We start from the raw sequence: 25,483 nt of genomic DNA, 5'->3' as shown, positions 1-25,483 counted from the left end.
GGCCGCTCGCCCTACCTTCCCGGGCATGGGAGCGAACGAGGGGCGCGGCCGGGCGGCCGCGGCGAGGGTGCGGGAGGTCTCCACGCCCGAGCTGTACCGGCGCAACCCGTTCCGCCTCGTCGGGCTCACCGCCGCCGCGACGAGGCGGGAGGTGCGGGAACGGCGTCTTCGGGTCCTCGGGGTGCTCGAAGTCGGCGGCTCGACGCCGGACGGGGTGCCCCCGGACGCGACCGTCGAGGAGGTGCGGGCGGCCTTCGACGCGCTCGGCAACGCGGAGCGCCGGCTGGTCGACGAGGTCTTCTGGACCTGGGGCATGCCCGCCGGCTGCGGCTGCCCGCTCCAGCTCCACCAGAAGCACGACACCGCGGTGGCCGCCTACGCGGCCGCCCTCGACGCGGAAGCCGATCGCACCGACGACCATCCCACTCCACTCTGGACAGAGGCGGCTCGCTGCTGGACGGTGGTGCTGCGCAGCGAATCGTTCTGGCGGCACCTGAACCACCGCGTCGAGAAGCTGGGCGACCGGCGGCTCGACGAATCCACTGTGGACGGACTGCGGGCCGCGTTGCCGGACGCGTTGCTCGCGCCGTTGGTCGAGGTGGCCGCGCGGTCGGCTCAACCGCGGCGGTTCGCCGGGTATCTCGGGTTGTTCGGGGCGGACCGGCACGCGGTCGAGGACGCGCGGACGGCGATCGCCGACGGGACGTATCGGCGGGTCGAGTCGTTGCTCAAGGAGTTGCGCGGGGATCTGGACGGGAACCGGGTCGAGGCCGCTGCCCGGCGGGCGGTCAAGGAGACCCAGCCGTTGTTCGACCGGCTCGAAGAGGTCGTGCCGAGGGCGGAATTCCGGCGTACGGCGTCGCTTTCGGAGTCGATCGCGGTGGTGGCGAACAATATCGGGGTCGCACTGGCGGACGCGGGAGGCGGGACGGGGCTGGTGCGGGAGGTGTTCGCGGTCGCCCGGCGCCACAGCAGCGATCCGGAAACGCTGGCGGCCGTGGAGCGCAACGAGATCGCTGCCACGGCTCGGCCGCCCACTCTGCCTGCCGGACGAGAACCGTCGTCGGCGCGGGTCTTTGGCGCACTGTTGCACGCGGTGGCGGCGACAGTGTTTCTTGGGTTGAAGCTTCCGGAGGACGCCATTCCGGCGATCATCTTTCTCGGCGCGGTGCCGGCGGCGTTGACGAATTGCATCGCCGCGGCCCAGCCGCGCACCGAGCCGGGCCGGTATCCGGTGCTGCTGGGGCTGGATTTCGTGGTTTATCTCGCGCTGATCCCGGTCGGGATGCCGTATTGGCTGGCCATTGTCGTAGCGGTGGTGCTGTTGTACGTCGCCCCGTTCGTTCGCGTGAAGAGGGGCTTGTGATGCGAGACCGGCAACGCAGACAGCACAAGGAATTCCGGATCGCCGAACCCGGACTGCGGGAAGAGGAACGCGCCCGGCTGCGGGAGTTGCTCGAACAGCTTTCCGCCGTACTGAACACAAAGGACAGCGGCCCGCCACTGTCCGAATCGGACCTGGCGGAGGCGGCGACCGCGTTGTGGCGGGCGCGGCGCAAGCTCGCCGGGGTCGAGGACCGGGTGGCCCGGCAGGCGGGCCGGTTCCTCAGCGCGAGCCAGGACGCGCTCGACGCGGCGGGGGTGCTGGTGCAGGACCACGACCGGATCCCGTTCGGCTCCGGGATGGCGCTCGAGGTGCTGCTGTTCCAGGACGAACCGGACCTGGACGTCGAGCGGGTGGTGGAGACCGTGCGGCCGTCGATTTACCTGACCGGCCGCCGGATCCAGATGGGACAGGTCATCGTCGGGCGCCCGGCCGCCCGGGAGAACGGGGAAGCGGATGCGTGACACGATCGATTTCGGGATCGACCTCGGCACCACGAACAGCGCGATCGCGGTGCTCGACAACGGCGCGGTGTCGGTGATCAAGAACAACGCGCAGATGGATTACACCCCGTCCGCGGTCTGGATGCGCAAACGCGGCGTGATCGAGGTCGGGGCGGGGGCGCGGCGGCGGCTCGAGGACGATCCGGACAGCGTGCAGATCGAATTCAAGCAGTCCATGGGATTGCCGGACGCACGGCGTGAATTCAAGAAGGCCGGGGTCAGCATGACTCCGGTCGAGCTGTCCGCCGAAGTGCTGCGGACGTTGCGCGGTTCCGCCGCTGGCGAATTGCCGGAGGCGGCGGTGATCACTGTCCCTGCGGCATTCCTCCTCAACCAGACCGAGGCGACGCAGGAAGCCGCGAAACTGGCCGGGTTCACCGGGAATTGCCCGCTGCTGCAGGAACCGACCGCGGCGGCGTTCGCGTTCGGCTTCCAGAACGAAAGCAAAGGCGCGCACTGGATGGTGTTCGACCTCGGCGGCGGAACGTTCGACTCCGCGGTGGTCAGCACCGTCGAAGGGGAACTCAGCGTGCTGCATCATGCCGGGGACACGCATCTCGGCGGCCGCAACATCGATCAGGCGGTGCTGGACCAGGTGCTGGCTCCGGAGGTGGTGCGGCAGCTCGGCTTCAGCGAGTTCCACCGGGACAATCCGCGGTGGCGGCGCAACTTCGCCCGGCTGCGCAGCGCCGCCGAAACGGCGAAAATCCAGCTTTCCCAGGCGGAACAGACGCAGGTGATGCTCGATCTCGACCGCGGTGACGGGCAGGACGAGATGTTCGAGTACACCCTGCGCCGGGAGGAAGTCGATCGGCTGGCGCGGCCGTTCTACCTCCGTGCGGTGCAGCTGTGCCGATCCGCGCTGGAGTCGGCAAACCTTCGGGCAGCGGACATCGACCGGCTCTTGCTCGTCGGCGGCCCGACCCTCGCACCAGGTCTGCGGGAGCTGCTGGCCGATCCGACAGCCGGGCTCGGCATTCCCCTCGACCACAGCCAAGACCCCAGCACCGTGGTCGCCCGAGGCGCGGCCGCATACGCCGGAACGGTCGCGCGCCCGCGAACCGTACGCCCGGCGAAGCGTGGGGAGTACTCACTGGAACTGTCCTATCCGGCCACCACAAGCCTGCCGAGCCTGCCGGTTTCCGGTCGCTGCACGACGGACGGTCCGGCGGACTGGGCCCGCTTCCGGATCGCGCTCAGCGCACCACAGCGCAAGCCGGTCTACCGGACTTCCGAGGTTTCCCTTTCCGCGGACGGCACCTTCACCGTCGACGCGGTGCTCGACGAGCTGAGCACGAACCGGTTCGAGATCGAGCTGCTCGACCCGACCGGCGCGCGCGTCCCGGTGCAGCCGGATTCGCTCACGATCACGCACCAGCTCAACGAAATGATGGGCCAGACCGTGGTCAACACCGTCGGACTGACCGAGGCCGACGGCTCCTTCACTCCGATGCTGATGAAGAACGCGCCGCTGCCCGCGTCGAAACGGCAGACCTTCTTCACCACGGCGACATTGCTTCGCGGCGACACGTCCTCGGTGATCCGGATCCCGGTCGCGGAGGGCGAACGCCGGCGCGGGGAGCGCAATCAGCAGGTGGGCATGATCGAAATCCGGGCCAAGGACGTGCGGTTCGATCTGCCGCGCGGCAGCGAGGTCGTGATGACCTTCGAGATGGACGATTCGCGGCAGGTGTCCGTGGTGGCCGAGGTTCCGTTGCTGGACAACGAGTTCGAGGCGGTCATCGACCTCAAGCAGCAGCACGTGCCGGACCCGCAGACGTTGCGGCGGCTGCTGAACGAGCTGGAAGCGCGGCACGAGCAGGTGCGCACGCAGGTCGAGGTGACGCGGTCGGACCGGGCGCGCGGGCTGCTGAACCGGCTGGACGAGCAGGGCAGCGTCGCGGCGGTGCGGGACGAAGTGCGTTCCGGTGGCACCGACGAGGGTGCCGCGGTGGCTGCCGAGCGGCGAATGCGAGACGTGCAGGCGGACCTCGACGACATCGAGGCGGAGCTGCGCGTTCCCGAGGTGATGGAACGGCTGCGCGACCAGATCGACCACTGCCGCGAGCTGGTCGACCGGGTCGGGGCGGACGAGGACCGGACCGAGCTGGCCGAGATCGAGCGCCGGTACGCGGCCATCGCCGAGGCACACGACGTCGAGGGAGGCGAGCGGCTGTCGGAGCGGGCACTGGATCTGCAGGTGCTGCTGCTGCGCCGGGACGGTTCGCTGGACCTGGAGGTGTTCAACGCACTGCGGGCTTCGCGCGACACCATGACCGACCCGGCTCGCGCGCGGGAGTTGATCCGCGAAGGCGAGTACGTGGTCTCGACGTCGAATTGGGCCGCGCTGCCGGACGTCAACCGCCGGTTGCGTCGCCTGCTCCCGAACGACGGTCCAGGCCAGGCAGGCGGCGGCATTCTCCGAGGTGAGCGCGAATGAGCGGGCTTTCGCGGGCGCTGGAACGGGAACTCGTCCTCGCGGAAGGTGCCGACCTCGCTCGGCGCGGCGAGTACGAGGCGGCGGTCGCGCTGCTGGAACCAGACTCTGCCGGAGACCCCGCGCGGCTCGACCTGCTTGCTCGCGTGCACGCGCAGGCTGGCGATCTCGCGGCGGCGGACGCGGCATGGGCTGCCGTATTGGAATTGCAGCCGGACGATTCCGCAGCGACGGCAGGCCGTCGGGTAATCGCGAAAGTCCACTCCGGACGGTTGCGGCGGCGGCCGATCCGCCGGTATCTGCTGACCGCCGGGGCTGTCGTGCTGGTCGGCGGGGCGATCGCGGGCGGCATTGTGCTGACTACGCGTCCGTCCCCGCCGCCAGCGGTCATCGCGGCCAAACCGGACGACGGCCTCCGCGCCGAGCTGGATCGCCTCCACAGTGCACAGTCCCGCGACGCGACCGCCGCTCAGGAACGACAGGAGAAGCTGAAGAAGCTGGCGAAAGCCTTGGCAGCACCAGGAGTTGTCACGAAAACCGGAGCCGACACCGTAGCCGTCACCTTCGATCGCAGCCTGTTCAGTCCTAACGCGATAACTCCGAACGAGGCCGGGCGAACGGCACTGACGGATTGGGCAAAGGTCCTCAAAGGACAGTCAGTGCGGGTGACCGTGGTCGGGCACGGCGTGGCAGTTCCCGGCGGCCCGGCGAGCGGTGGTTCTAACGTCTCCTTGGCTCGCGCATCCGCCGCGGCCCGGATGCTGGCCGGTGCGAGCGGATTGCCGTTGGCCGCGTTCGCGGTCTCCAGCGCGGATCAGGGCTCGGACCCGGCGGCCAGCCGGACCGTCACGCTCGAAGTGCGACCGAACGGCGCATGAACGCCACGTACAGCACGCCGGGCACGATGAGGCCGAGCAGCCACGAGATGTCCGCGCCGCCGAGCAGCGGGGCGACCGGGCCGACGAAAATGCCTTCCACGTTGGCGAACGGGATCTGCACCGCGATCCCGAGCACGTAGGCGGCCAGTGCCGGCCAGGCCCAGCGGCCGTAGCGGCCGTCCGGGTCGTAGAGCGCGTCGAGGTCGTATTTCTCCTTGCGCAGCAGGTAGAAGTCGACCAGGTTGATCGAACTCCACGGCGTGAGGAAGTACAGCAGGAAGTCCAGGAACAGCACGAAGTTCGACAGGAACTGGCCGCGCCCGAGGATGGCGATCACCGCGCCGATCACGCCGACGCCCGCGATGTAGCCGATCCGCGTGGCCTGGGAAAGCACCGCGCGACGGCCGAATCCGGTCAGCGCGGTCGCGACGGTCATGTAGCCGCCGTAGATGTTCAGCACGTTCACTGTGAACTTGCCGAGCGCGATGGCCAGCAGCAGCGGGATCAGCAGCGCTTCGCCGCCGAGGCCGACGACGTACGCGACTTCGTGGCCCTTGAACGCTTTACCGGCAATGGCGTACGCCATCGCACCGAACGACATCGCCCAGATCGCGCCGAGCACCGTGCCGCCGTACGTCCACCAGAACGTCGCGCGCACCGACGTCGCCGACGGCAGGTAACGCGAGGTGTCAGCGACGTACGGGCCGAAGGTGAGCTGCCACGACGCGGTCAGCGAGACCGCCAGCAGGAACTTCGGGAAGTCCAGATGCGGCGCGCCGAGCACGGCGCCGAGGTCGTGCCCGCTGATCAGCCGGATCGTCAGATAGAGAAAGACGACCACGGACAACGCGGACGCGATCCAGCCGAACCGGTGGATCAGCCGGTATCCGACGATCGCGATCAGCGCCGAGGCGAGCGCGTAGACCGCGATCGCGACGTCCGTGGGCAGGTGCGTGATCTGGGCGACCGCCTGACCGCCGAGCAGCGAACCGCTGGCGAAGTAGCCGAGGTACATCACCACGACGAGTACCAGCGGAAGCGCCGCGCCGTACACGCCGAACTGCGCGCGCGACTGGATCATCTGCGGGATGCCGAGCTTCGGCCCCTGCGCGGCGTGCAGCGCCATCGGGATGCCGCCGAGCGCGTTGCCGACGACGACCGCGACGATCGCCCACAGCGGATGCACCCCGACCAGCACGGTCAGCGCGCCGGTGACCGCCGAGGTGATCTGGGTGTTCGCGGCGAACCACAGGGTGAACAGGCTGCGCGGGTGCCCGTGCCGCTCGGACTCGGGCACCGGGTCGATCGAGCGTCGCTCCAGTGCGGCCGCCATGCGCCCTCCTGCGGGTCCTCGGTGAAATGCGCTGGACGCACTCAACGTCAGCGCGGGCCTGGCGGCCAAGTAGCCGCCCAGTGATTCTGTCTCGGATCCCAGACTTTCACCCGCTGTCAGCGCCTGGCAGCGGACTGCCAGCGGAGTGTGCGGCCGCTGCCAGCGGTGGCCGCCACTCTTCGGAGGTCACCAGCTAACCGGGGAGAACAATGCAGACTCCAGTCACCATCATCGGCGCCGGCCTCGGCGGACTGACCCTGGCCAGGGTCCTGTATGTGCACGGGATTCCGGCCACGATCTACGAGGCCGAGCCGTCGCCGATGTCGCGGTCCCAGGGCGGACTGCTCGACATTCACGATTACAACGGCCAGATCGCCGTCGAAGCGGCCGGCCTGATGGACGAGTTCCGCGGCCTGATCCTGGAGGGCCGCCAGCAGATGCGGATCCTCGACCCCGACGGCACGGTCCTGCTGGACCACCCCGACGACGGCACCGGCGGCCGTCCCGAACTGCTGCGCGGCGAGCTGCGGCAGATGCTGCTCGACTCGCTGCCGGACGGCACCGTCCAGTGGGGCCGGAAGGTCAGCGGCGTCCGCACGGTCGACGGCGGCCACGAGGTCTCCTTCGCCGACGGCGGTTCGGTCGTCGCGAAGCTGCTGGTCGGCGCGGACGGTGCCTGGTCGAAGGTGCGGCCGCTGCTGTCCGACGCGACGCCGGAGTACATGGGCCTCGCGTTCGTCGAGACGTACCTCTACGAGGCCGACACCCGGCATCCGGCGGCCGCGAAGGTCGTCGGCGGCGGGGGAATGGGCGCGCCCGCACCGGGCCTGCGGATCATGGTGCACCGCGAACGCGGCGACACGCTGCACACCTACGCGATGCTGAACAAGCCGCAGGAGTGGTTCGACGCACTCGACGACCTCGACACCGCGGACGCCCTCGCCCGGGTCGCAGCCGAATTCAAAGGCTGGGCCCCGGAAATCCTCGAACTGATCGAGGGCGGCGACACCGCGCCGATCCTGCGCAGGCATTACACGCTGCCGGGCGTGCACCGGTGGGAACGGACCCCGGGCGTCACGCTGATCGGCGACGCGGCGCATCTTCGCGGCCCGAACGGGGAGGGCGCGAACCTCGCCATGCTCGACGGTTCCGATCTCGCCGAACTGCTGGCCGCGCATCCGGACGACGTCGAAACCGCGTTGGCGCTGCACGAGGAGCGGATGTTCGCCCGCAGCGAGGAGATCGCCGCCGAGTCCGCGGAGATGGTCAAGCGGATCACCACCGACAACGGCAAGGACACCGCGAAGATCGTGGCCGACGGTTTCCGCCAGATGCTCGCCAAGAAACGGAGCTGACCTCAGAGTCGGTGCGCTTTGAAGAACTGAAGGATCACCGGGGTGGCGTCGATGGCGGTGGGGGTGTCGGAGTCGTTGTTCGGGCGGGTGCTCGGCCAGACGTGTCCGGCCCCTTCGACCCGGTAATGCACCAGCGAACAGCCGGGCCACCACTGCGTCACCACGTCGGGTACCGGGGAAATCGAGACAGGGTAAGGGAAACACCGGTCCCGCTTGGCCCAGCCGTCCATCCAGTCCGGAATGGACGGCAGTCCCTTCGCCGGATTGCCGGTGTAGGGAATGGTGGTGTCGGCCGTGCCGTGGAAGTCGAGCAGCGCGACCTTCCGGCTCGGCTGGCAGGCGCCGCCCTGGGGGTAGAACGCGCCGGAAACCGGGGCGAACGCGGCGATCCGGTCGGCCATCCGGCACGCCAGCACGCCGACGAACCCGCCGCCGTTCGATTTGCCCGCCGCGTAGATCCGCGCCGGGTCGACACACATCCGGTGCTGCAGCGAGGTGAGCAGGTCGCCGGTGAACCGGACGTCGTCGACCGGGGCCGAGTAGGGCGCGCCGGTCCAGGCGGATTTGCCGTCGGTGCCGGTGACGCCCTGCGGGTACACCGCGATCACGTCCGACCCGGAGAACCCGGACAGCTCCTCCTGGTACTCCGCGGTGCGGCCGTGCCCGTGGAAGGAGAGGACGACCGGGTACTGACGGTGCGGGTTGTACCGCGCGGGCACGTAGATCCGGTACTCGCGCTCGACCCCGCCGGAGGTCAGATGCTCGACGGTCGTGGTGCCGGTGTTCGACACCGCCTGCCCGCATCCCGTCGCCGGTGCCTGCTCAGCCGCCGAAGCCGGTGCGGCGAGCACCCCGAGCCCGAGTGCGGCCGCTAGTAGGGCAACGCCTGCACGGAAACGTCCGGACATCCGATCCTCCTCGATCGACGGGCGAGCGCGACCATCCTCACCCCGTACCGCCCCCGAACGAACCTTTCGTTCATTGAGTAAACGACTAGGCTCGCCGGGATGACGGACGAGTCCTCGGGCAACCGCATCACCGGCGGTCAGTTCGACAAGGTCGTGATGGCCGGGGCGGTGCACGGCGACATCACCATCGGCCACTCCGGCGACAGCCCGGCCGATCTGGCCGACCCGCTCATCGCCTCGGTCCGGCTGAAACCCGGCGGCACCCTGGCCGACCTGGTGCTCGACACCGATCCGCCGCAGGTCGCCGTCCCCGGCGGGACCGTCCACATCATTACCGTGGAGGCCAGGACGAACCGCGCCGTCGTCCTGCAGTCCGCGCGGGCTGTGGTCGTCTCGCGGACACCCCCGCGCCCCGCCTGCCTGCAAGTCCGGATCGGCGGGCTCCTCGAACCCCGCCCGTTCACGACCGATTTCGACGCCCCGTCGCCGCAGCTCGTCGCGCAGGGCCCGGATTTCCCGTTCACCGTCAGCGCGACCGACATCGAGCAGTTCGAGATCGAACCGATCACCACCACCCACGAGGTCGCGTGGCGCCTAGAAGTGGACTGGACCTGCGCGGGCCGCCACGGCACCACGATCATCGACAACCAGGGCGAGCCGTTCCACGCGTATCCCGTGCCCGCTCTCTTCTCCGGCCGCGACCATTCAGTGCTCAGCTCCGGCTGCGACCTCTTCCATGAACGGGGTTGTCCCGCAGGACTGCTCACCGCTTCAGGCGTGCCCGCCTCACTCTGGGATCGCGCACAACCCGCGCCTTATCCCGTGCTCCATGCGGACGGCGAGGTCTCGTTCGACCTGGACCTGGACCCCGAGTCGAAGGAATCCTGGCCCGCCTACCGCCGCATCGCGACAGCCATCCGGACGTCGGCCGCCCAACCGGGATTCCGCAGCCACGAGTCGCCAGAGTTCCGCGGACTGCTCATCCGAGTACTGCGCTACCTCTTCGTCTCCGGCCAAGCCCGCCCCGGTGCGGCCCTCGGCCAGCTCATCCATGCGGAATGGGCCTCCGCACTAGGCGAAGACCACCCCGACACCCTCGCCTGCGCCAACCGCCTGGCCGGCTGCCTCATCGGCACCACCGACTACCCGGCCGCCCGCGACCTGATGGCCGACCTGCTGCCTCGCGTCGGCCGCGTCCTGGGCGAGGACGATCCGCTGACGCTGACCGTCGCGAGCAACCTCTGCGTGGTGTACATGGGGCTGAACGAATACGAACGCGCCCGCGACCAGACGGAGGACGTCCTGGTCCGAAGCCGCCGCGCGCTGGGCCCTGATGCGTTGGGCACCCTGCGGACGACAGGTAACCTGGTCAAGATCCACCGCCGACTCGGCGACCGCGCTGCGGCTCTTGCGGTGCTGGAGGATCTGGTGCCGAGGTGTCGGCGGGTGTTGGGGGAGGAGCATCCGCAGACAGTTAGTGCGGCGGCTGCTCTTGCGGAGGTGCTGGCGGAGGAGGGCTGACCGCGGGTTTGCCTTGCCGGAGCGCGTTCTCCGCCAGCGCGAGGTGGTCCGGACCTATGCCAGCGGCGGGGTCGACTGGGATCAGTGCGGTAGCGGTGCCGCCTCGGCGGTCGAGGAAGCGCTGGAGAGCGCTGGGGAACAGATCGAAGTCGTCGTCCAGCCACGCCAGGGGCCGCCCGGTCGCGAAACGGCCGACCGCGCCGAACTTCCAGTCCGGATGGCGGTCGTAGGCGCGCACCCCGACCACGGGCAGTACCGGCAGCCCGAGCGCCGGGCCGACGGTGGCGTTGGCCTCGTCTTCCCACGAGGTCGCCCACGCCAGGTCCGCGCCAGCCCGCTCGGCGAGAGCGAGCAGTGCGGCCCCGTGCGTCGGATTGAGCCAGGCTCGTCTTCCGGCCTTCTTCCGCCATCGCGAGGCGCGCCACTGATACTCGAGGTAGCCAGGCGGCGGCGAGGTCAGCCGCGAAAGGGTTCAGCGGCCCGTCCACGTCGAGCAGCAGTACTGGCGTCACGCTCCGACGCTACCCAGCGCCCGACCCAGGTCAAGGGCGGCAATACCCCTTAGCCGCCAACACCCGCTCCACCGAAGCCGTCACCTGCGCCGCCGACAGCTCCCCGCTCTCCAGCGCCCGCTGCAGCCGATCCACCACAGCCCCCACGTCGTTGTGCCCAGAAGAGAACAACGCCTGATCCGCCCCAGCCTGCAGCGCCTTCAGCACCGCGTCCGGCAGTGCGAACCGGTCCGTGATCGCCTTCATCCCGCCTAGATCGTCGGTGATCACCGGTCCGGTGAAGTGGAACTCGTTGCGCAGCAACCGATACGCCTCCGGCGCGAGCGAGGCCGGTTCGTCGCCGGTGAGGCCGGGGACCTCCAGGTGTCCGACCATCACCCCGATCTGCCCGTACTCCGAGACGTCGCGGTAAGGCACCAGGTCGACCCGGCGCAGCTGGTCGAGCGGCGGCGTGACCACCGTTCCCCGGTGCGAATCGCCGGATCCGTGGCCGTGGCCCGGGAAATGCTTCAGCACCGGCTGCACCCCGGCCGCGCGCAGGCCCTCGGCGAAGGCCATCGCGTACTGGCGCACCTTTTCCGGATCCGGGCTGTAGGAACGGTCGCCGATCACCGCGTCGTCGGGCTCGTCGCTCACGTCCGCGTCCGGTGCGTAGTCGACCGTCACCCCGCGTGCCCGCAGTTGCTTGCCCCTCAGCTCGCCGACCGCGCGCACCTCGTCGGGCGTCTTCGAGGCCGCCAGCTGCCGTGCGCTCGGGAGCGAGCCGTCGAGGTCGTCGACGCGCTGTACGCGGCCGCCCTCCTCGTCGACGGCGACCGAAACCGGGATCTTCGCGGCCTTCTGGACGCCGGCGAGGGCGTCATTTTGCAACAGCGTGGTCTTTTTGTCGCCCACGAAGATCCCGCCGACCTGCTGCGTGCGCACGAGGTTCGCGACGCCCGCCGGATCGCCCGGGTCGACGCCGGGCACCACCAGCTGCGCCACGCGCGCCCGCGGATCCATCGCGGCCACCGCCGAGGTGCACGCCGACTGTCCTGGCGCAGTCTGCGCGGGCGAGGTTGACGCAGGTGGAGCGGCTTGCGGCGAGCTTCCCGCACGGGGCGCTGTGAGCGGGGTCGGCGTCGCTGTTCCAGAAACGGAACGATCCCCGGAACACGCGGAAAGCGCACATATGAGCGTTAACGCGCTGGCTGCGCCTGCGGTGCACCAGCGGGGTCGGGCGTGCGCCTTCATCATTTCCTCTGCGGAGTCCGGACAGGTCTCCGTGACGGTAACCGAACCCCACCGGCGGGCCCAACTTCACGCTGTGAAGAATGAGCGCGTCCCGACTAGAGATTTCGTGAAGCCGCGGTGGGCACACTGGCTGGCACACGACAGGCGAGTGCTCTGCACCGGGGAGGCAGCGATGAATCAGGTCAAGGTTGCGGCATGGGCTTCGGACCCGATCACCCTCGCGGGCCTCATCGACCATTTGCGCACGCGCCGCGAGGTGCGGGTGATGCCGGGACAGCAGCGCGGCGAGGCGGCCGTGCTCGTGTTCGCCGCGAACCGGGTCACCCGCGAGGTGAAGGCGGCGCTGCGGGCCGCGGCCTCGGAGACGCCCGCGGCCATCGTGTTCGTCGCCGGGTACGTGGACGCTGACGACCTCGCCGAGCTGGCCGCCTGGCACGTCGCGGCGGTACTGCCGCGCGACGCGATCGGCGGCGATCAGCTGGTGCGCAGCATCGTGGCCGCCGCCTCCGGGCGCGAGACCTCGATGCGGGATCTGCTGCACCAGGCGGAGACGCTGCGGCGCAACGGGGACCGCACCAACCTGTCGCCGCGCGAGGTCGACGTGCTGCGGCTGATGGCCGAGGGCTGGGACACCGCGGAAATCGCGAACAAGCTCTGCTACTCGGAGCGGACCGTGAAGAACGTGATCTACGGTATGACGAACCGGCTCAAGCTGCGGAACCGGCCGCACGCCGTCGCCTACGCGCTGCGCGCCGGAGTGATTTAAAGGATGCTCACCACGTGCGAAAGCTGACCCGGCGCCCGGCCGTTGCCGCGCTCGCCGCCGCATTCCTGTCACTGGCGGCCGCGTGCGGTACCGCCGCGTCCTCGGGGAAGATCACGCTGAGCGTCGCCACGTTCGGCGAGTTCGGCTACGCACCGCTGTTCGAGCAGTACCAGAAGGACCATCCGAACATCGAGATCCGCAGCCGGGTCACCGATTTCGACACGCATTTCAAGAGCCTCGCCACGCAGCTGGCGGCCGGACGCGGTGCGGCCGACGTCGTCGCGGTCGAGGAGCAGTACATCCCGAAGTACATCCGGGCCAAGGACAAGTTCGTCAACCTCGCCGAATACGGCGCGGACAAGCTGAAGCAGCAGTGGGCTCCGTGGAAGTGGGCGCAGGGCACCTCGGGCGACTACGTGTTCGGGCTCGGCACGGACATGGGCAGCCTCGCGATGTGCTACCGCCGAGATCTGTTCCAGCAAGCCGGATTGCCCACCGAGCGCAAGTCCGTCGCGGAGCTGATGCCGGATTGGCCGAGTTACGCGAATCTCGCCGCCCGGTTCTCCGAAAAGCTGCCGAACGTGAAGTTCGCCGATTCGGCGGGCACCGTCTACACCGCGATGCTCAACCAGTCGCCGGAGAACTACTTCTCCGCCAAGGACGATTCCTACATCGCCGATCGCAACCCCAGTGTGCACAACGCTTTCCAGCTGTCCGGCGGCCTTGCACAAGCCCGCCAAACCGCGGGCGCGACCACGTACACGCAGGCCTGGAACGTTGCGATCAAACAGGGCACTTTTGCGACTATCGCATGTCCGGCCTGGATGCTCACGCAGATCAAGGAAGCCGGCGGCGAATCGGGCAGCGGAAAATGGGACGTCACCACGGTGCCGGGCAACAGCGGCAACCAGGGCGGGTCCTTCCTCGCGGTGCCGAAGCAAAGCGCGCACCCGAAGGAAGCCTACGATCTCGCGCAGTGGCTCACCGCGCCCGAGCAGCAGAAGCGGCTTTTCCTTTCCGACGGCATCCTGCCGAGCGAGCCGAGCGTGTACCAGGACCCGCAGGTCGTGGCCCACACCGATCCCTATTTCTCGAACGCGCCGGTCGGCGAGATCTACGCGGCTTCGGCGGACCGGCTGCGGCCGAATTACCGCGGATTGCACGACGCTGACGTGCGTCCCGAATTCGGCCGCGCGCTCGGCCGGATCGAGGACGGTTCCGAAAACGTCGATCAGGCGTGGGCCGACGCGGTCCGGATGGGCCGCGACGCGATCAAGTAGCTGTCGTGGACCGGAAGCTCACCCCCTACGTCTTCATTCTGCCGTTCTTTGTCCTTTTCGGACTGTTCGGCGCGTTCCCGCTGCTGTACACGTCGTGGGTTTCGCTGCACCGGTGGGATTTGCTGTCCGGCCCGGAAGGCGGGCCCGGCTTCGCGAATTACGTCGAACTGTTCGGTGATCCGCGGTTCTACAACGCGCTTTTCAACACCGTCAGCATTTTCCTGCTCGCCGCGATCCCGCAGTTCTTCCTGGCACTGGGCATCGCGGCCCTGCTGAACCGGTCGCTGCGAGCGGCGACCTGGTGGCGGGCCGGGCTGTTGCTGCCGAACCTGGTGTCCGTGGTCGCCGTCGGGCTGGTCTTCGCGCAGCTGTACAGCTCGGGTTACGGCGTGGTCAACGAGGTGCTCGGCTGGTTCGGGGTGCCGCCGATTTCCTGGCAGTCGCACCAATGGTCGTCGCATCTCGCGGTGGCGAGCATGGTGATGTGGCGCTGGACCGGCTACAACGCGCTGATCTACCTGGCAGCGATGCAAGCCGTGCCGCAGGATTTGTACGAGGCCGCCGCGCTCGACGGCGCGTCCCGATGGCGAACGTTCTGGTCGATCACCGTGCCCGGCATCCGCCCGACGATCGCGTTCACCGCCGTTGCTGGCACGGTAAACGGGCTCCAGCTGTTCGCCGAACCGCAGTTGTTCGACGCCACCGGAAACGGCGGAGCAGGCGGCAACGACCGGCAGTTCCAGACGCTCACGATGTACCTGTACGAAAAGGGCTTCGGCAAATTCGACGCCGGATACGCGGCGGCCCTGTCCTGGGTGATGTTCCTGATCTGCCTGGTGTTCGCGATCTTCAACTACCGGCTGGTGCGCCGGTTCGTGGGCGCGCCGTGATCCGCCGGGGCCGGGCCGGAGCCTGGGTATACGCGGTGCTGGTGGGATTGGTCGCCGCGTCGCTGTTCCCGCTGTACTGGTCGTTCGTGGTGTCCACTCGGGACAACGCGGCGATCGGCGAGACCTCACCCCTGCTGGTCCCCGGAGGCCACCTTTTCGAGAACGTCCAGCGCGTGTTCACCACCGTCGATTTCTGGCTGGCGATCGGCAATTCGCTGATCGTCGCGACGACGGTGATGGTGTCCAATGTGGTCCTTTCCAGCTTCGCCGGGTATTCCTTCGCCCGGCTCCGGTTCCGCGGCCGCAACACGCTGTTCCTCCTCGTCGTCGGCTCGGCGATGGTGCCCGCCCAGCTAGGCGTGATCCCGCTTTACCTGGTGGTGAGCGATTTCGGCTGGTACGGCCGGCTCGAGGCGGTGATCGTGCCCGCGCTGGTGAGCGCGTTCGGCGTGTTCTGGATGCGCCAGGCGTGCGAGGGCGCGATCGACCAGGACCTGGTGGACGCGGCCACTGTGGACGGAGCGTCGGTGCTGCGCACGTTCTGGCACGTGGCAGTTCCGGCGATCCGTCCACAAGCGACTGTCCTGGCGATGGTGACCTTCCTCGGCGCGTGGAACGACTACTTCTGGCCGCTGGTAATCCTCGACCCGGCGCAAACGCCGACCGTGCAAGTGGTGCTGTCCCAGCTGGCGAGCGGCTACTTCACCGACTACGCCCTGATGCTGACCGGCGCGACCCTCGGCGTGCTGCCGGTGATCATCCTCTTCCTGCTGCTCGGCCGAAACCTGGTGCGCAGCATCTCAAGCGGGCTTACCGGCACTCACGAAACGTATCGCCCGAAGAACCCAGCCAGGGCGGACCGCTGAACAGCGATGCTCGCCCACGGGTCGATCGTCCCGATCCGCGTCCGCTGCACCTGCGGATCGACCTGCACCCGCTGTGCCAGCTTCGGCAGGAACCACTGGACATCGGTGTAGCTGTAGTGCATCGCCGTGGCCAGCGTGATGTCCTGCTTCGGCGCTGACGTGTGGTCCCACAACGACTTCCACGACGGCGACGTCCGATGGCTGCGCGGCTGACCGTCGCTCGTACTACCGGACGAACCCATCAGCAGCACCGGCCGCGGCACCCCCGCCGAACCGGCACGAGTGGGCTGCTTGCCGTCGACGTCGTAGGCGAGCCAGCCGTCCAAGTCAGCCACGGCGTCGACCCGTGAGTCCACCGTGGACACTTCGGCCGCGGTATCCCCGCCGAACGAATGCCCGACCGCCGCGACCCGGCTCAGGTCCATCGACTGGCCGAGCCCGGGAATGCCGGGCAGCTGGTCCAGGGTGAACCGGACGTCCGCGACCCGCGTGCGCATCCCCGCGACCAGATCCTTGCTCTGCTGGGAGAACACCACCCGCCCGTCCGGGAACACGACGAACGGCGCCTCGCCGGTGTGGTCGATGGTCACCACGATGTACCCGCGGCTGGCGAGATCCTCAGCCGTCGCGCTGCCCAGCGCCCGCAGCGAACCCCAGCCCGGCGAGTACACGACCACCGGCCACCGTCCCCGCACCGGCGCGTTCGCACGGGCGTGCGTCTCGACGGCGGCCCAGTCGACCTTGCCAGTCGGCAGCCCCAGCGCAGGCGCCGCGCCCTGGTCGAAGTACGGCGCGGCAGCGGCAGGCAGATACCGCGCCTTCGGACCGGAGCCGGGTCTGGCCGGATACCAGACGCTGATCATCAGCTCCCGGTTCCGTGCCTGGTCAACAAGATGGACGTCGCGTTCGCCGATCGCGTGCGGCCCAGACGGCGTCGGCAGGTCGAAGGTGACCGCCGTGTCCGCCGAAGCTGGCGCGGCACCCAGCGCGGTGACCAGGAGGGCGGCGGCGATGACAGTTCGGAAGCGCATGCCAGAACTCTGCCGGTTTGCCCGGGATGCCCGCGCCTGCCGACCGTCTCCGGCGACCCCCGACTTTCGTCAACCCGTCCGTCGCGCGACGGTGGTCGCCAGCTCACTACGCGACGGTGCATCCAGCTTCCCGAGCAACCGCACCACATGAGCCTGCACCGTCCGTCGCGGCAGACGCAGTTCCGTCGCGATCTCCGGATTGGACCGCCCAGCCGCGACCAGCCGGGCGATCCGAACTTCCAGCGTCGACAGCGATTCCCACCCACGCTCGGGCCGCGCCGACGCCAGCGAAGCCCCGCGCTGCACCCCGACCGCCTGCAAGCGCGTCTCCGCGCGCTCCAGATCCCAATCTGCCGAGAGATCCGTGTACAACGAAGCCGCCTCGTCGAACGCGGTCTGCGCGGCGTCCAGCCGGCCCGCGTGCGCCAGCAGCACCGCCGCGTCCTCCAGCGCGCTGGCCAGCTCCGGTTTCCGCCCCACCGCGCGGAAATGCGCCACCGTCCGCAGCACCGGCTCCGGATCCTCCTCCAACAGCCCCCGGCACCATTCCGCGGCGGCGAACGCCCGCGCCGGTTCGAGTTCCTTCTCCGCCTCTTCGACGCAGACCGCCAGCGCCCGCTCCGCCGCTGCTCGATCGCCCGCGGCGAGCGCGATCTGCGCGAACTGCGGCAACCACTGATGCCGCAACATCATCTGCGCGTAAGTCGGGTTCAAGATCGGCTCGAACACCGTGATCGCCTTCCGCAGATCACCCTGCTGATAGGCGACCAACGCGTGTGCGGCGAGCAAAAAGTCGAAGCTCTCGCGCTCGGCGCTGGTCGCGGGCGCGTGTTCCTCCGCCGCGTCCAGCAGCGCGGCCGCCTGCGCGTGCTCGCCCCGCCGCGCCGCGATGAGCGCCGCGACCCCGTGCAGCAGCAACGCCGCCGCGCCCGGTTCGCGCAGGCCGAAGAAGGTGATCGCCGGACCGTCCTCGGTCACCGTGTCCAGCTCCACCAGCGCTTCGTCCCACCGGCCTTCCCAATACCGGTGCACCGCGACCGAAACCTGCAGCCCGCTCGGCATACTGTGCCGCCGCGTCACGTCGGCGGCCTCCTGCAGCGTCCGGTTCGCGTCGTCCAGCCGGTCGAGGTTCTGCAGGGTGAAGACGCGGTTGTCCAGCAGGTCCACGTGCAGGTCGGCCAGTTCGTGCTCGTCGCCGACGGCCGCGATTGCCTCGTCCACGTGCTTCAGCGCGCTGGCGTGATGCCGCCGCACGGAATCGACCAGCCACAGCGTCTGCAGCGCATGCGCGGTGAGGTAGCCGTCGCCGTTGGCTTCGGCCCGCGCGCGATGTGCGTTTTCCTCCGCGACATCAAGGTCGTCGAGCCCACCGCGCCGGAAGTTCGCGAGCAAATGCCGTCCCTTGACCCGCCACAGCTCCGGCATGTCGGGGTCATCGGCCGGATTCCCGAGCGTTTCCACCGCGAGCTGCACATCGCCGCGCCGGAACCGCATCGCGGACACGACGTGCCGCATCTCGGCGGCGTTGGCCGGATCGCGGGAGACCTCGAGTGCTTGCAGCGCAAGGTCTTCCGGGCTCCGTTCGAGCCGGAACAACACCCGCACCAGCGCGACCAGCAATGGCTCGCGCCGCGGATCGTCGTCCTCGATCACGGCGAGCGCACGCTCCAGCAGCTCGACCGCGATCAGCGGTGCCCGGTTCGACACCGCGCTTTGGTGCTCCACCAGCCAGTCCAGCACCCAAGGGTCCACAGTGGACGGAACGGCGACCAGCTGCTCGGCCACCCGCTTCACCGGCGCGCCGATCTTGGCCAGCGCTTCGGCCGCCTGCCGATGCTGCGTCGCCCGCGTTTCCGGCGGCAGATGGTGGTACAACGTCTGGCGCAGCAACGGAAGCCGGAACGCGAGCTGGGTGCCGGTGTCGAGCAGGATGTTGTCCGCCACCGCCGCTTCGAGCGGGCCGAGCAGGTCGGACGGACGCTGCCCGAGCACCGCCGCGATGTCGCCGACCGCGAATTCCATGCCGAGGATCGCGCCCCAGCCCAGCACGTGCCGGGTCTGCGCGGGCAGCAGCTCCAGCCGCCGGTTGACCGCCGCGACGATCGACTCCGGCGGTTCGAACCGCAGCGGATCCGGGACGTCGGCGAGCCCGTCGGAATGCTCGACCGCGCCCGAATGCACCAGCGCGTCCAGCATTTCCTTCAGATACAACGGATTACCGCCGGCCCGCGCGGTCAGGTCCCGCAGCCGCGGCCCGGGATCCGCGCCGATCTTCCGCCGCAGCAGCCGCAGGACGTCGTCCTCACTGAGCGGGCCAAGGTCGAGCACAACCCCGTCGCGCGTCTCGACACCACGGCGCAGCTGGGTCATCTCCGTGCGCTCCGGGGCTGGCCGGGTCGCGGCGACCAGCAGCAACGGCAGCTGCCGAGCCGCAGCGGACAGCCGATGCCACACGAGAACGCTCGACTCGTCCGCCCACTGCAGGTCGTCGACCACGAGCAACAGCGGCGATTCCGCGCACAGTTCGTCGACGAGCGCCAGCAGCCGGTCGACCGAATCCAGCACCGGATCGCCGACGCGCCGCACCGGCTCCTCGCTGCTCAGCGCCACGCGCGCCCGGCGCGGATCGGGCGAATGCGGGTCGATCGCCAGGCATTCGTGCATGACCTGCAACGGGAACCGCATGCTCAGTTCGTCCGCGGTGACCCAGGCGACCTGCACGCCGCGGACGTCGCCGAAGACGTGCGCGAGCAGCTCCGACTTCCCGATCCCGGCCTCGCCCTCGATCCACACCGCCCGGCCCCGGCCCGCGCGGACGTCGTCGAGCAGCCGATGCAGCTTGCCGACCTCGGCTTCCCGGCCGAGCAACGGCTCCTGCGGCGCACGCACGACCGGCTCCGGCACCGCTGGCCGCGCCAGCTCCAGCGCTGGATCCTCGGCGAGCACGCGCTGGTGCAGCTCACGCAGCTGCGGCCCAGGCTCCACGCCCAGCTCGGCGCGGATCGTGCGGCGCGCGTCGCGGAACACGTCGAGCGCGTCGGAATGCCGTCCGCTGCGGTAAAGCGCGAGCATCAGCGAGGCCCGCAACGATTCGCGCAGCGGATGTTCGGCGGTGAGCGCGGTCAGCTCGGCGATGATCTCCTGGTGCCCGCCCATTTCCAGCCTGCTGCGGGCACCGCGGTCAAGCGTGTCCAGCCGCAGTTCGGCCAGATACGCCCGGTACCGCTCGGCGAAATTGCCCGGCACCCCGGACAGCGCTTCGCCGTGCCACAGCTTGAGCGCGGCGCTGAACTCGGCCATCGCGCGGGGGTGCGCCCCGGCCTCGGCCTCGCGTTTGCCCGCTTCCCGGTGCTGTTCGAACTTCGCCGAGTCCAGCGCTTCCGGCGCGAGGTCGAGCGTGTAGCCCGCCGGGCCGGACCCGAGCACGGTCGACGCGGCCCAGCGGGTGCGTTCGGGCTCCAGCGCCCGGCGCAGCCCGGAGATGTAGGTGTGCACGCTGCCTTCGACACTGGCCGGCGGCGAATCGCCCCACACGCCCGCGATCAGCTCGGCGCGCGGCACCGGTCGCCCGGCGGCGACCGCGAGCATGGCGAAGACCGCCCGCTGCCGTGCGGGCCCGAGCGAGATCTCGGTTGTCCCGCGCCAGGCGCGCAACGGCCCGAGCACCGTCACCCGCAAGTCCCCTGGCATGCCGTTCCATTCGCCGTGTTAACCGAGTTTACCGGTCGATCATGGACGTGAGTCCAGCCCGGTTCACTCTCCTGCCGCACGCGCGCGGACCGGACTGGCCCGCCGGATGCCGTACGGCTTCATCCGCGTCTCGGCCCGCCGCACGTCCCAAGCGGCGCCGACCGAGGTGTAACTGGTGAGCGCCGCGAGGAAGGCGGTCCGCGCCTCGTCGAGACGGCGGTACTCGGCGAGCAGGATCGCGGCGTCCTCGCTCGCGCGGGCGTGCTTGAGCATCCGGCCGGCGGACTCGTAGTGCGTGGCGGCGCCGAGGATCGCGTCCGGATCGGCCGTGACCAGGCCCCGGCAGTGCGCTGTCGCCGCGGTGTGCGACGGCGGAGTGTCGTATCCGCTGGTGTCGCCCATCAGCCGAAGCGCGCGGAAGGCGTGTGGCTGGTCGCCGAGCTGCATCGCGAGCCGCGCGAGGTCCGGCAGCCACTGCTGACGCGCCGCAGGCGGATAGCTCTGTTCCAGCAGCGGCAGCAATGCGGAGAGGGCGGCGTCCGGATCGCCTTCCAGCTCGGCGAGCTGGGCGCGCGCGGCGAGCAGGTAGTCGCCGCCGTTCGGTTCGAGGCCGTGCGGGAACTGGTGCCGGGCCGCCGCGTCGAGATGCGCGCGAGCCTCCTCCGGCTCGTCCCGGTGGCTCGCGATCAACGCGCCGACCCCGTGCACCAGCAACGCCGATCCCGGGCTGCGCAACACATACGACGCGGTTTCCGCGCCGCCCCGGATCACCGTGTCGAGTTCGGCCAGCGCCTCGCCCCAGCGGCCGCGCCAGTAGTAATGAACCGCGCCGGCCAGGTGCATCTCCCCGGGCACCGCCCGGGTCGCGGCCAGCCGGCGCGCGGTGCTCAGATCGGCTTCGTTATCGAGCCCGTCGAGCACGCCCAGTTCGGACAGATCCGGTTCCGCCGCTTGATGGTCGACGGCGAACCGTTCGATCGTCGCGCGCAGCGTTTCATGCCGTCCGCGCCACATCTCCGGCACTTTCGGATCGGCCAGTGTGCGGCGGACTTCCGACGAGGCTTCGGCGAATTCGCCGCGGCGGTAGTAGATATAGGCGAGGATCCAGCGCATTTCCGCGGCCTGCCTGCTGTCTTTGGTGCGCGCGACCACCGACCGCGCCTCCGCCTCCGGCTCCCGGCCGAGCCAGAACAGCAGCCGGGCGAGCGTGGCGGTGAGCGGTTCGCGGGCCTCGGCGGGCAGCACGGCCTGCTTGACCACCTGTTTGAGCAGGTCAACGGCGATCCGCGGCGACTGTGCGGCGACCGTGCCGATGTGCTCGACCAGCCAGTTGGCGACCCACGGGTCCACCTGGGCGGGCGCGGCGGCCAGCTGCTCGGCGACGCGTTCCGCACCCGCGCCCGCTCCATCGAGCGCTTCGGCGAGCTGCCGGTGCAGCGCGACGCGCATCGCGGCCGGCGTCTTTTCGTACAACACGCGGCGCAGCAACGGATGCCGGAACGCGAGCAGATCGCCGGACTCGACCAACACTCCAGCGGTGAGCGCCTCCTCGACCGCGGCGACGAGCGCGGTCGGCGCGCGTTCGGTCGCGATCGCGATGTCCGCGAGCGAGAATTCCTTGCCCAGCAACGCCGCCCAGCGCAGCAGGTCCCGCGCGGAGCTGGACAGGAAGATCAGGTACAGCGTGATCCGCGACCCGAGCGGCGACGGGATCGACCGGCACGAGGAACCGTCGACGATCGCGTGCGCGCCGTCGAGCAGGATCATCGAGTTGGCGAGCAGCGTTTCGACGATTTCGGTGGCGTAGCGCGGATTCCCGGCCGCGTGCCCGAGCAGAATCGAGAACATCCGGTTCGGCGGCGCACCGGCGAGATCGGCGGCGATCTTGCGGATCTCGTTGTCCGGCAACGGTTCCAGCCGCAGCAGCGTGGTCGCGCCGGACGACAGGTCCGCGGCGAGCGCCTCGAGCGCGGCCGGACGGGGAGCGGACGGCTGGATCCGACGAGCAGCAACGGCAGCCGCCGCGTCTCGCGGGCGAGGTGCTGCCACACCTGCAGCGTGGTGTCGTCGGCCCACTGCAGATCGTCCACGACCAGCGCGAGCGGCCCGTCCGCGCACAGCTGCCGGACCAGCCCGAGAATGCCCTCGACCGGGTCCAGCTCCGGGTTCTCGGCGAGCGCCACCGCCAGTTCCGCGCGGCGCAGGTCCGAGGCGCGCGGGTGCACGCCCAGCGCGTCCAGCATCGGACGCAGGGCAAAGCCCTGGTCGAGCGAGTCGGCGGCGGCGAACAGCGCGGGGTAACCGGCCTCGTGCGCCATCGCGACGGCTTCGGCCAGCAGCGCGGTCCGGCCGATCCCCGGTTCGCCCTTGGCCCACACCGAATGGCCGAGGCCGCCGCCGAGACCGGCGACGGCCTCGCTGAGCAGCTGAAGCTCGTTCTCCCGCCCGACGAACGTCGCCGGACGCGGTGGCAGCACCGGCAGCGGGAAGCGGGGGACCTTCGTGGCCGGCGCTGGCGTGACGGCCTCGTCGGCGGCCAGCAGCTTCTCGTAGAGTTCCCGCAGCGCCGGCCCCGGTTCGGTGCCGGACGCTTCGACGAGCCGCTCGCGCAGCTCGGTGTAGACGGTGAGCGCCTCGTGATGCCGGCCGGTCTGGTCGAGTGCTCGCATGAGCAGACCGTGCAACGGCTCGCGGAACGGGTGTTCCGCGGCGAGTTCACTGAGCTGCGTGACGAGCCCGGCCGCCTCGCCCGCGTCCATCGCCAGCTCGGCCCGGCGTTCGACGGTGGCCAGCCGGAGTTCCTCCAGCCGCACCCGCTGCGCGGTGGCGTAATGGCCGGAGAGACATTGCAGCGGCGTGCCGTCCCACTCCGCGAGAGCCTCGTCGAGCACGCTCCGCGCCTCGGCCCGGCGGCCTTCGGCGAGCAGCCGGTTGCCGAGGTCGCGCAGCGCGCTGAAGCGGTGGACGTCGATCTGGTCGGGTTCCACACAGAGCGAGTAGCCGGACCCGGTGGAGGCGATCAGCCGCGATTCGGCCCCTTTGCGCCTGCCCGGTTCGAGGACGCGGCGCAGACCGGAGATGTAGGTGTAGATGCTCCCCTGCGCGCTGGCCGGAGGCGCGTCGCCCCAGACTGCGTCGATGAGCACTTCGCGAGAGACCGTGCGGTTCGCGGAGAACGCGAGCACCGCGAAGACTGTGCGCCGATGAGCGGAACCGAGGTCGAGCTGCCGGTCGCCGAGCCAGGCTCGCACCGGTCCGAGCAGCTGGATTTCCGGCGCCGGGACGCCGCCGGATGCCGACATCGGTCTCCCTTCACGCGCTGACTGATCGTCACACGCCGGATGCCACTGGTGAGCTTACGCCGAAAAGGTGACGTGGCGGGACCGCCCCAGGTTGCTTTTGCCGGTCTTGTCCAGCGAATTGTCCGGTAGACATCATCGGGACGGCGGCCGCTCGGTGAACTCGGGGCAAACCGGCCGGGCGGATCGGCAGGCACACCTGTCGTGACAAAGGGGCATCGGGCCGGATCTCCGGTTTCCGAAAGGGAATCCCTGCGGCAGCCTCGAGAGGGAACCCGCGCTCGATCGCGGCTTCGACGCGCGGACGGTGAGGAGGAGGCGTGGACCCGGTTCCAGCACCGGCGGAGGCGAGGTTCGCGACGGCGATCGACGCCGCGAACGCCTGTTTCGGCCAGGTGAACAGCGAAATGGCGGCGCTGCAGGCGTCGTGGCGCGGCGAGGCGTCGGTGCGGTTCGGCCAGGCGATGAACGATTGGGAGCAGCAGTTCGATCGCATTCTCGCCAGTCTGGCAGATCTCGTGGACGTCGCGCGCGGTGCTGTCGCGCCCTCGGCGGCTGAGCGCTCAGATGAGCGCATTCGGTGTGCCGATTGCCGATGAGCGACGACCCCGGCTTCGAGCAGGCCGCCGAGGTGCTGTCCCGGCTCCGCCGGACGACCGGCGAACTCGGCGCGGTGCTCGCCGCGCTGGAGTCCGCGGTGGAGCCCGACGTGGCCCGGTGGCCCGCGCCGGCGCGGGACCGCTACCGGGCGGCCAAACGGGAGTGGGCCACCGCGCTGGACCGGATGCCCGAATGCCTCGACCGGGCCGCCGAGGCCTTCCGCGAGATCTCCGCCGAAGACTCGGATAGAGGCCGCTGAGCTGCGAAAACTCCGGTTTCCTTCACTGGCCTTCACGAGCGCGCCAGAAAACGTGAAGTCTCGCCCGACACACTGCGGGCAGGCAATGTGGAGGGGGTAGTCGTGAAGCTCGTCAAGGTCGCAGTGCTCGCCTCGGACCCGATCACCCGGGCCGGCGCGGCGAGCCTGCTCGGTTCGCGTCCGGAGCTGGTCCTGCTCGGCCAGGACGCGGCGAGCCAGGCGGACGTGGTCCTCGTGATGGAGGAGCACGTGACCGACCGGGTGCTGTCGCAGGTGCGGGACCTCGGCAGGCAGTCCGAGCAGCTGGCCGGACCGCATCTGGTGATCGTCGTCGACCATTTCCGCGAGAGCGACCTGATGACGGCCGTCGAATGCGGCGTCGTCGCGATCCTGCCGCGCCGCGAAACCGGCGGCGGCGAGCTGGTCGCGGCCGTGCTGGCCGCCGGGGACGGCACCGCGACGCTGCCGCCGCGGCTGCAGGGCGCGCTGCTCGCCCAGGTGCAGCGGATGCGCCGGGACGTGCTGGAACCGAACGGCCTCACGCTGTCCGGCCTGGCGTCCCGCGAATGCGACGTGCTGCGCCTGGTCGCCGAGGGCTACGGCACCGAGGAGATCGCGACGAAGCTCTGTTATTCGGAGCGGACGGTCAAGAACGTGCTGTACGGCCTGATGACGCGATGCGGTCTGAACAACCGCGCCCACGCGGTGGCGTATGCCCTGCGCGCCGGCGCGATCTAA

The 25,483-nt window shown here is 69.8% G+C and carries 20 protein-coding genes; 13 read left to right on the top strand and 7 right to left on the bottom strand.

All coding sequences use genetic code 11. The annotated features are described in order from the left end of the window. Positions 1 to 25 precede the first annotated feature (25 nt). Genes RPX00_RS06360 through RPX00_RS06345 form a run of 4 tightly spaced genes read left to right on the top strand, consistent with a single transcriptional unit; the run spans position 26 to position 5,202 of the window. The gene (locus tag RPX00_RS06360) at positions 26 to 1,366 is read left to right on the top strand and encodes a hypothetical protein (RefSeq protein WP_406638352.1); all 1,341 of its coding nucleotides are present in this window, start codon (positions 26 to 28) and stop codon (positions 1,364 to 1,366) included. After that, positions 1,366 to 1,848, top strand: a complete 483-nt coding sequence (locus RPX00_RS06355) for a hypothetical protein (RefSeq protein WP_406638351.1) — start codon at positions 1,366 to 1,368, stop codon at positions 1,846 to 1,848. The genes RPX00_RS06360 and RPX00_RS06355 overlap by 1 nt, the downstream gene beginning before the upstream one ends. Further along, entirely contained in the window at positions 1,841 to 4,327 is a 2,487-nt protein-coding gene (locus tag RPX00_RS06350) for an Hsp70 family protein (protein ID WP_406638350.1), read from the top strand. The genes RPX00_RS06355 and RPX00_RS06350 overlap by 8 nt, the downstream gene beginning before the upstream one ends. Next, entirely contained in the window at positions 4,324 to 5,202 is an 879-nt protein-coding gene (locus tag RPX00_RS06345; RefSeq protein ID WP_406638348.1) for a hypothetical protein, read from the top strand. Before RPX00_RS06350 ends, RPX00_RS06345 begins: the two co-directional genes overlap by 4 nt. On the opposite strand, the gene RPX00_RS06340 is transcribed toward RPX00_RS06345, so the two are convergent. Then, entirely contained in the window at positions 5,171 to 6,535 is a 1,365-nt protein-coding gene (locus RPX00_RS06340; protein WP_406638346.1) for a purine-cytosine permease family protein, read from the bottom strand. The genes RPX00_RS06345 and RPX00_RS06340 overlap by 32 nt on opposite strands. Positions 6,536 to 6,744: 209 nt before the next feature. Between RPX00_RS06340 and RPX00_RS06335 the strand changes: the two genes are divergently transcribed. Continuing rightward, positions 6,745 to 7,890: an FAD-dependent oxidoreductase gene (locus RPX00_RS06335; RefSeq protein ID WP_406638344.1), complete on the top strand. Its 1,146-nt coding sequence runs from the start codon at positions 6,745 to 6,747 to the stop codon at positions 7,888 to 7,890. Between the two features lie 2 nt (positions 7,891 to 7,892). On the opposite strand, the gene RPX00_RS06330 is transcribed toward RPX00_RS06335, so the two are convergent. Further along, a complete protein-coding gene (locus RPX00_RS06330; RefSeq protein WP_406638342.1) occupies positions 7,893 to 8,798 on the bottom strand; it encodes an alpha/beta hydrolase family esterase in 906 nt (301 codons plus the stop codon). 99 nt (positions 8,799 to 8,897) lie between these two features. On the opposite strand from RPX00_RS06330, the gene RPX00_RS06325 reads away from it, so the two are divergent. Beyond that, on the top strand, positions 8,898 to 10,319 hold the full coding sequence (locus tag RPX00_RS06325) for a tetratricopeptide repeat protein (protein ID WP_406638340.1): 1,422 nt from the start codon (positions 8,898 to 8,900) through the stop codon (positions 10,317 to 10,319). Here the strand turns inward: RPX00_RS06325 and RPX00_RS06320 are convergent. Further along, positions 10,273 to 10,566: a hypothetical protein gene (locus tag RPX00_RS06320; protein ID WP_406638338.1), complete on the bottom strand. Its 294-nt coding sequence runs from the start codon at positions 10,564 to 10,566 to the stop codon at positions 10,273 to 10,275. The genes RPX00_RS06325 and RPX00_RS06320 overlap by 47 nt on opposite strands. A 295-nt stretch (positions 10,567 to 10,861) precedes the next feature. Next, on the bottom strand, positions 10,862 to 11,833 hold the full coding sequence (locus RPX00_RS06315) for a glycoside hydrolase family 3 N-terminal domain-containing protein (protein ID WP_406638336.1): 972 nt from the start codon (positions 11,831 to 11,833) through the stop codon (positions 10,862 to 10,864). A gap of 403 nt (positions 11,834 to 12,236) precedes the next feature. Between RPX00_RS06315 and RPX00_RS06310 the strand changes: the two genes are divergently transcribed. The 4 genes from RPX00_RS06310 to RPX00_RS06295 are packed head-to-tail and all read left to right on the top strand — an operon-like array spanning position 12,237 to position 15,866. Further along, positions 12,237 to 12,830, top strand: a complete 594-nt coding sequence (locus RPX00_RS06310; protein ID WP_378299450.1) for a response regulator transcription factor — start codon at positions 12,237 to 12,239, stop codon at positions 12,828 to 12,830. Positions 12,831 to 12,844: 14 nt separating this feature from the next. After that, positions 12,845 to 14,110, top strand: a complete 1,266-nt coding sequence (locus RPX00_RS06305) for an ABC transporter substrate-binding protein (RefSeq protein ID WP_406638334.1) — start codon at positions 12,845 to 12,847, stop codon at positions 14,108 to 14,110. 5 nt (positions 14,111 to 14,115) lie between these two features. Beyond that, entirely contained in the window at positions 14,116 to 15,000 is an 885-nt protein-coding gene (locus RPX00_RS06300; protein ID WP_406638332.1) for a carbohydrate ABC transporter permease, read from the top strand. Next, complete coding sequence (locus RPX00_RS06295) at positions 15,000 to 15,866, top strand: carbohydrate ABC transporter permease (RefSeq protein ID WP_406642798.1); 867 nt, start codon at positions 15,000 to 15,002, stop codon at positions 15,864 to 15,866. The genes RPX00_RS06300 and RPX00_RS06295 overlap by 1 nt, the downstream gene beginning before the upstream one ends. Here RPX00_RS06295 and RPX00_RS06290 read toward each other — a convergent pair. The 3 genes from RPX00_RS06290 to RPX00_RS06280 all read right to left on the bottom strand — a co-directional run bounded on the left by RPX00_RS06290 (position 15,821) and on the right by RPX00_RS06280 (position 23,889). Next, positions 15,821 to 16,897: an alpha/beta hydrolase family protein gene (locus RPX00_RS06290; RefSeq protein WP_406638330.1), complete on the bottom strand. Its 1,077-nt coding sequence runs from the start codon at positions 16,895 to 16,897 to the stop codon at positions 15,821 to 15,823. The two genes, RPX00_RS06295 and RPX00_RS06290, sit on opposite strands and share 46 nt — an antisense overlap. Positions 16,898 to 16,966: 69 nt before the next feature. Continuing rightward, positions 16,967 to 20,587: a BTAD domain-containing putative transcriptional regulator gene (locus tag RPX00_RS06285; RefSeq protein WP_406638328.1), complete on the bottom strand. Its 3,621-nt coding sequence runs from the start codon at positions 20,585 to 20,587 to the stop codon at positions 16,967 to 16,969. Between the two features lie 1,763 nt (positions 20,588 to 22,350). Beyond that, positions 22,351 to 23,889 (bottom strand): BTAD domain-containing putative transcriptional regulator, encoded by a 1,539-nt coding sequence (locus tag RPX00_RS06280; protein WP_406638326.1) that lies wholly within the window; start codon positions 23,887 to 23,889, stop codon positions 22,351 to 22,353. 317 nt (positions 23,890 to 24,206) lie between these two features. Between RPX00_RS06280 and RPX00_RS06275 the strand changes: the two genes are divergently transcribed. The 3 genes from RPX00_RS06275 to RPX00_RS06265 all read left to right on the top strand — a co-directional run bounded on the left by RPX00_RS06275 (position 24,207) and on the right by RPX00_RS06265 (position 25,483). Next, a complete protein-coding gene (locus RPX00_RS06275; protein ID WP_406638324.1) occupies positions 24,207 to 24,485 on the top strand; it encodes a WXG100 family type VII secretion target in 279 nt (92 codons plus the stop codon). Next, on the top strand, positions 24,482 to 24,745 hold the full coding sequence (locus RPX00_RS06270) for a WXG100 family type VII secretion target (RefSeq protein ID WP_406638323.1): 264 nt from the start codon (positions 24,482 to 24,484) through the stop codon (positions 24,743 to 24,745). The genes RPX00_RS06275 and RPX00_RS06270 overlap by 4 nt, the downstream gene beginning before the upstream one ends. Before the next feature lie 102 nt (positions 24,746 to 24,847). Next, positions 24,848 to 25,483 carry a response regulator transcription factor gene (locus RPX00_RS06265; RefSeq protein ID WP_406638321.1) on the top strand — a complete coding sequence of 212 codons (636 nt, stop codon included), beginning with the start codon at positions 24,848 to 24,850 and terminating at the stop codon, positions 25,481 to 25,483.

This window comes from Amycolatopsis sp. WGS_07, from assembly GCF_045278895.1.
Lineage (GTDB): Bacteria > Actinomycetota > Actinomycetes > Mycobacteriales > Pseudonocardiaceae > Amycolatopsis.
This window is presented reverse-complemented; position numbering and strand designations above follow the sequence as displayed.

What these genes read in the sequence shown, in the direction of transcription:
- RPX00_RS06315 (WP_406638336.1), bottom strand. Translation starts at nt 11,833, where the DNA reads ATGGATCCGCGGGCGCGCGTGGCGCAGCTGGTGGTGCCCGGCGTCGAC.
- RPX00_RS06280 (WP_406638326.1), bottom strand. Translation starts at nt 23,889, where the DNA reads ATGTCGGCATCCGGCGGCGTCCCGGCGCCGGAAATCCAGCTGCTCGGA.
- RPX00_RS06325 (WP_406638340.1), top strand. Translation starts at nt 8,898, where the DNA reads ATGACGGACGAGTCCTCGGGCAACCGCATCACCGGCGGTCAGTTCGAC.
- RPX00_RS06310 (WP_378299450.1), top strand. Translation starts at nt 12,237, where the DNA reads ATGAATCAGGTCAAGGTTGCGGCATGGGCTTCGGACCCGATCACCCTC.
- RPX00_RS06290 (WP_406638330.1), bottom strand. Translation starts at nt 16,897, where the DNA reads ATGCGCTTCCGAACTGTCATCGCCGCCGCCCTCCTGGTCACCGCGCTG.
- RPX00_RS06350 (WP_406638350.1), top strand. Translation starts at nt 1,841, where the DNA reads ATGCGTGACACGATCGATTTCGGGATCGACCTCGGCACCACGAACAGC.
- RPX00_RS06355 (WP_406638351.1), top strand. Translation starts at nt 1,366, where the DNA reads ATGCGAGACCGGCAACGCAGACAGCACAAGGAATTCCGGATCGCCGAA.
- RPX00_RS06345 (WP_406638348.1), top strand. Translation starts at nt 4,324, where the DNA reads ATGAGCGGGCTTTCGCGGGCGCTGGAACGGGAACTCGTCCTCGCGGAA.
- RPX00_RS06360 (WP_406638352.1), top strand. Translation starts at nt 26, where the DNA reads ATGGGAGCGAACGAGGGGCGCGGCCGGGCGGCCGCGGCGAGGGTGCGG.
- RPX00_RS06340 (WP_406638346.1), bottom strand. Translation starts at nt 6,535, where the DNA reads ATGGCGGCCGCACTGGAGCGACGCTCGATCGACCCGGTGCCCGAGTCC.
- RPX00_RS06285 (WP_406638328.1), bottom strand. Translation starts at nt 20,587, where the DNA reads ATGCCAGGGGACTTGCGGGTGACGGTGCTCGGGCCGTTGCGCGCCTGG.
- RPX00_RS06270 (WP_406638323.1), top strand. Translation starts at nt 24,482, where the DNA reads ATGAGCGACGACCCCGGCTTCGAGCAGGCCGCCGAGGTGCTGTCCCGG.
- RPX00_RS06330 (WP_406638342.1), bottom strand. Translation starts at nt 8,798, where the DNA reads ATGTCCGGACGTTTCCGTGCAGGCGTTGCCCTACTAGCGGCCGCACTC.
- RPX00_RS06335 (WP_406638344.1), top strand. Translation starts at nt 6,745, where the DNA reads ATGCAGACTCCAGTCACCATCATCGGCGCCGGCCTCGGCGGACTGACC.